This window comes from Stenotrophomonas daejeonensis (assembly GCF_001431505.1).
Lineage (GTDB): Bacteria > Pseudomonadota > Gammaproteobacteria > Xanthomonadales > Xanthomonadaceae > Stenotrophomonas > Stenotrophomonas daejeonensis.
In genome coordinates this window covers 1-4541 of the sequence record NZ_LDJP01000095.1, presented here as the reverse complement: position 1 = coordinate 4541, position 4541 = coordinate 1, and the positions used below count along the sequence as shown (strand labels likewise).

6 protein-coding genes are annotated in these 4541 nt (G+C 70.6%); 3 read left to right on the top strand and 3 right to left on the bottom strand.

Features of this window, described 5'->3' with window-relative positions; translation table 11 throughout:
- Positions 1 to 145 precede the first annotated feature (145 nt).
- The 3 genes from ABB34_RS13880 (at position 146) to lpxH (ending at position 2654) form a co-directional block, all read left to right on the top strand.
- Positions 146 to 1282, top strand: a complete 1137-nt coding sequence (locus tag ABB34_RS13880) for a glycosyltransferase family 4 protein (protein ID WP_057641972.1) — start codon at positions 146 to 148, stop codon at positions 1280 to 1282.
- On the top strand, positions 1263 to 1802 hold the full coding sequence (locus ABB34_RS13875) for a phosphatase PAP2 family protein (protein ID WP_057641971.1): 540 nt from the start codon (positions 1263 to 1265) through the stop codon (positions 1800 to 1802). Before ABB34_RS13880 ends, ABB34_RS13875 begins: the two co-directional genes overlap by 20 nt.
- A gap of 111 nt (positions 1803 to 1913) precedes the next feature.
- Positions 1914 to 2654 (top strand): UDP-2,3-diacylglucosamine diphosphatase, encoded by a 741-nt coding sequence (lpxH, locus tag ABB34_RS13870; protein ID WP_057641970.1) that lies wholly within the window; start codon positions 1914 to 1916, stop codon positions 2652 to 2654.
- Positions 2655 to 2700: 46 nt separating this feature from the next.
- Here lpxH and ABB34_RS13865 read toward each other — a convergent pair whose 3' ends face one another.
- The 3 genes from ABB34_RS13865 to ABB34_RS13855 form a co-directional block, all read right to left on the bottom strand.
- Positions 2701 to 3114, bottom strand: a complete 414-nt coding sequence (locus tag ABB34_RS13865; protein WP_057641969.1) for a hypothetical protein — start codon at positions 3112 to 3114, stop codon at positions 2701 to 2703.
- A gap of 81 nt (positions 3115 to 3195) precedes the next feature.
- Positions 3196 to 3516 carry a COG3650 family protein gene (locus tag ABB34_RS13860; RefSeq protein ID WP_152979641.1) on the bottom strand — a complete coding sequence of 107 codons (321 nt, stop codon included), beginning with the start codon at positions 3514 to 3516 and terminating at the stop codon, positions 3196 to 3198.
- Between the two features lie 202 nt (positions 3517 to 3718).
- Positions 3719 to 4541, bottom strand: an 823-nt coding sequence (locus ABB34_RS13855) for a ferritin-like domain-containing protein (RefSeq protein ID WP_057641967.1), incomplete at its 5' end; no start/stop codon positions are given.

The following is a 4541-nucleotide window of genomic DNA, read 5'->3' as shown; positions in this document are numbered from 1 at the left end:
CCCCGAAAGGCCATTGCACACGCCTGAGCAAGACGGTATCTACGGGTGCGGCATGGCTTCGCATCCGCGTGTCACTCCACAGACGCATATCGGTCACATCGCTGCCACCGCCCGTCCCCATGCTGATGCAAACGGGAGAACGCGCATGCGCTACGCCATCGTCACCGAGACCTATCCGCCGGAGGTCAACGGCGTCGCCCTGACCGTGCAGGGCCTGGAGCGCGGCCTGCGCGCACGCGGCAACACGGTGGACCTGATCCGCCCGCGCCAGCCCGGGGACAGCGCCGGGCCGCACGAGCTGCTGGTGCGCGGCGCGGCGCTGCCGCGCTATCCCGGCCTGCGCTTCGGCCTGCCGGCGCCGTACCAGCTGGCGCACTACTGGCGCCGGCACCGCCCCGACGCGGTCTACATCGCCACCGAAGGACCGCTGGGCTGGTCGGCGTTGCGCAGCGCGCGCCGGCTCGGCATTCCGGTCGCCACCGGCCTGCACACCCGCTTCGACAGCTACCTGCCCGACTACGGCGCCGCCTGGCTGCAACCGGCGGCGCTGGGCTGGATGCGCCGCTTCCACAACCGCGGCGACGCCACCCTGGTCCCGACCCGCGAGCTGCACGACTTCCTGCTCGACAGCGGCTTCCGCCAGCCACGGCTGCTGGCGCGGGCGGTGGATACCGCGCGGTTCTCGCCGCACCGGCGCGACCCGGCGCTGCGCCGGGAGTGGGGGCTGGGCGACCACGGGCTGGCGGTGATCCACGTCGGCCGCATCGCCGCGGAAAAGAACCTCGAGCTGGCGGTGCAGGCGTTCCGCCACCTCCGCCAACGGCGCCCGGAGGCGCGCTTCGTCTGGGTCGGCGACGGGCCGCTGCGCGGGCGCCTTGCGCAGGAAAACCCGGATTTCATCTTCTGCGGCGTGCAGCGCGGCGAAGCGCTGGCCCGCCATTTCGCAAGCGGCGACCTGTTCCTGTTCCCCAGCCGCAGCGAAACCTTCGGCAACGTCACCCTGGAAGCGATGGCCAGCGGCGTGGCCACGGTCGCCTTCGACTACGGCGCCGCGCGCGAACACCTGCAGAACGGACACAGCGGCATGAGCGTCGACAGCGACGACCGATTCATCGACGCGGCCCTGCGACTGGCCAGCGACGACGACCTGCGCACCCTGCTCGGCGCCAATGCCAGCCGCACGATGCAGCGGCTGCACCCGGAACACGTGGTCGCCGAGTTCGAGGCCCTGCTGCACGAACTTTCCGAACGGAGGCGTGGCCATGCGCTTGCCGCCGCCTGACGGCCTGCTCGCCCGCGAAACCCGCTGGTGCCGGCAGGCCAACCGCTATTGCCGGCGCCGCGGCATCCGCACCCTGTTTGCGGTGCTCAGCCGCCTCGGCGACGGCGTGTTCTGGTACCTGCTGATGGGCGCGCTGGTGCTGGCCGACGGCATGGATGGCCTGCGCGCCTCGGCGCACATGGCCGCCACCGGCGTGGTCGCGCTGACCCTGTACAAGGTACTCAAGCGCTGGACCCGGCGCCCGCGCCCGTTCGCCGCCGACTTGCGCATCCGCGCCTGGGTGGCGCCGCTGGACGAATACAGCTTCCCATCCGGGCATACCCTGCACGCGGTGTCGTTCACCGTGGTGGCGCTGGCGTATTACCCGTGGCTGGCGCCGCTGCTGCTGCCGTTCAGCGCCGGCGTGGCGCTGTCGCGCGTGGTGCTGGGCCTGCACTACCCCAGCGACGTGCTGGCCGCGACCGGCATCGCCCTGCTGCTGGGCACCGCCTCGCTGCAGCTGTGGCCGCTGCCGTTCTGACGGTGGTGCCGGCCGCTGCCCGGCAACCTCGCACCTCCCGGCATTCACGCAGCCGGGGATGTAACCCCGACCTACGGGTGACGTGACGGCGTTGCCCCTACAATGCCCGGCATGACCACGCTGTTCATCTCCGACCTGCACCTGGACCCCAGCCGTCCGGCCATCACCGACCTGTTCCTCGACTTCCTGCGCGGGCAAGCGCGGCAGGCCGAGGCGCTGTACATCCTCGGCGACCTGTTTGAAGCATGGATCGGCGACGACACGCCTTCGCCCGCCGCCGACGCGGTGGCCGCCGCGCTGCGCGAACTGGCCGACGGCGGCGTGCCGGTGTTCTTCATCCGCGGCAACCGCGACTTCCTGCTCGGCGAGGATTACGCCAGGCGGGCCGGCATGCGCATCCTGCCCGACCCCTGCGTGGTCCCGTTGTACGGCAAGCCGGTGCTGCTGCAGCACGGCGACCTGCTGTGCACCGACGACGTCGCCTACCAGGCCTTCCGCGCGCAGACCCGCGACCCGGCCTTCATCGCCCAGTTCCTGTCGCAGCCGCTGGAAGCGCGCATCGCCTTCGCGCAGAAGGCGCGCGCGGCCAGCCAGGCGCGCCAGTCGGAAATGAAGGAAGGCGACCGCGCCCAGTTCGAGACCGTCACCGACGTGGCCCCGGCCGAGGTCGTCGCCACCTTCCGCCGCTACGGCGTGGACACGATGATCCACGGCCACACCCACCGCCCGGCCGTGCACACGGTGCAGGCGGGCGACGCCAGCTGCACCCGCATCGTGCTCGGCGACTGGTACGAACAAGGCTCGGTACTGCGGGTGGACGCCGACGGCTTCCGGCTGGAAGCCCTCGGCTGAGCATCCGGCAACCTGCCGGGCAGGCCCGGCGGCCGCGTCTGGACGACTATTGCGCCGGCAATGCCTTGCGCTGGGCCTCGAGGATGGGCAGGCCCGCCTCGGTGGGAATGTAGATGGTCTGGTTCGGCGTAGTCTTCAGCGCGTCGATGTAGAGGTAGCGCAGGTAGCCCTCGTTGCCCTTCAGGCTGTCGCCGATGATGCGGTTGGCTTCGGCCACGCCCTTGGCCCGTTCGATTTCGGCGGCGGCCAGCGCGACGGCGGCATCCCGCGCGGCTTCGGCCTCAAGCACGGCGATGCGCCGGTTGCTTTCGGCCTCGACCAGGGCCGCCTTGCCGCGCAGCTCCTGTGCGTACACCCGGTACCTCGGCACGGCCCACGCAGTGCCGACCAGCACCAGCGCGACCAGCCCCGTCACCACCCAGACGCCCACCTGTGCCGAACCGCGTTCACGTTGCCGCATGTGTCCCCTCCCTTGTCATCGATGGCATGACCATACCCCATCCGCAGCCTCGTCCCTCCCACCGGAACCGCCGCCGACGGTTCACTGCGGCGGCGGTGGCGAAGCCGGGTCGAAGGCGCAGCCCCTCGTGGTTTTTCCGTCCAGCAGCAGCGACACGCTGAACGGGTATTCGCGGTCGGACATGCCGTCCGAGCAGGCCTCGCGGCGCACGTCCAGACGCAAGCCGGCATCGCCATTTCCACCGACCAGATGCAGCCCCTCGGCATCGCTGCTGCGCGTGGCCTGCAACCGGCGTGGCGCATCCATCGTTTCCGGCGTGGTGTAGAGCAACACATCGCCCGCCACCTCCACGCTCCAGAACGGTTCGGTGCCGATGGCCTGCAAGGTTGCCGGGAAATCCACGGCAGGTGCGTTGCGTGCCGATGGCCCGGCAGCCGTCTTCCCCGGCGACGGGCTGCATGCCAGCAATGCCGCCATCGGTAATGCGCAGAGCAATGAATGCAATGGTTTCATCGGGATGTCCTCACGATCTCGCGGAAGGCTCCGATGTTAACGGCGCGGGTGGAGGCGGTGGCCGGCTTCGGGCCCACCGCGAACGCGGTGTTCAGCCCGCCTGCTCGACCAGGTTCGCCAGCTCGTCCTCGTCGAAGCCGGCCAGCAGCCGCGCTTCGATGTTGAACGGGCCGTGCAGGTAGCCGCCGGCGTATTCGCGCAGCAGTTCCCTGAAGCGGGCGCGCGGCTCGACGCCGGCGCGTTCGCAGTACCAGCGGTACCAGCGCGAGCCGGCGGCGACGTGCGCCACTTCCTCGCGCAGGATCACCTCCAGCACGTCGGCGGTGGCGTCGTCGCCGAGCGCGCGCAGCTTGGTGATCATGCCCGGGGTCACGTCGAGGCCACGTGCCTCCAGTACGCGCGGCACCAGCGCCATGCGCGCCAGGCCGTCGTGGGCGGTCTTCTCGCACATTTCCCACAGGCCGTTGTGGGCGGGGAAATCGGCGTAGTCGTGGCCGTGCGCGAGCAGGCGCTCGCGCAGCAGCATGAAGTGGCGCGATTCGTCGTCGGCGCAGCTCACCCAGTCGGCATGGAACGATGAGGGCAGACCACGGAAGCGGTACACCGCATCCCACGCCAGGTCGATGGCGTTCAGTTCGATGTGGGCGATGGCGTGGATGAAGGCGGCGCGGCCTTCCGGGTTGCCGAGGCCACGCCGCGGCAGGTCGCGCGGGTGCACCAGCACGAGGTTGGCCGGGCGGCCGGGCATGCGGATCGGCTCGGGGTCGGATGCGTGTTCCGGCAGCTTGAGTTGGCCGGCGCGGAACAGTGCGGCGTAGTGCTGGGTGAGGGCGACCTTTTGCAGCGGGTCGGCTTCGGCGAGGCAGATGCGGGCCGCGTCGAGGAGGTTGGTGCTTGAAGCCCCTCTCCCATCG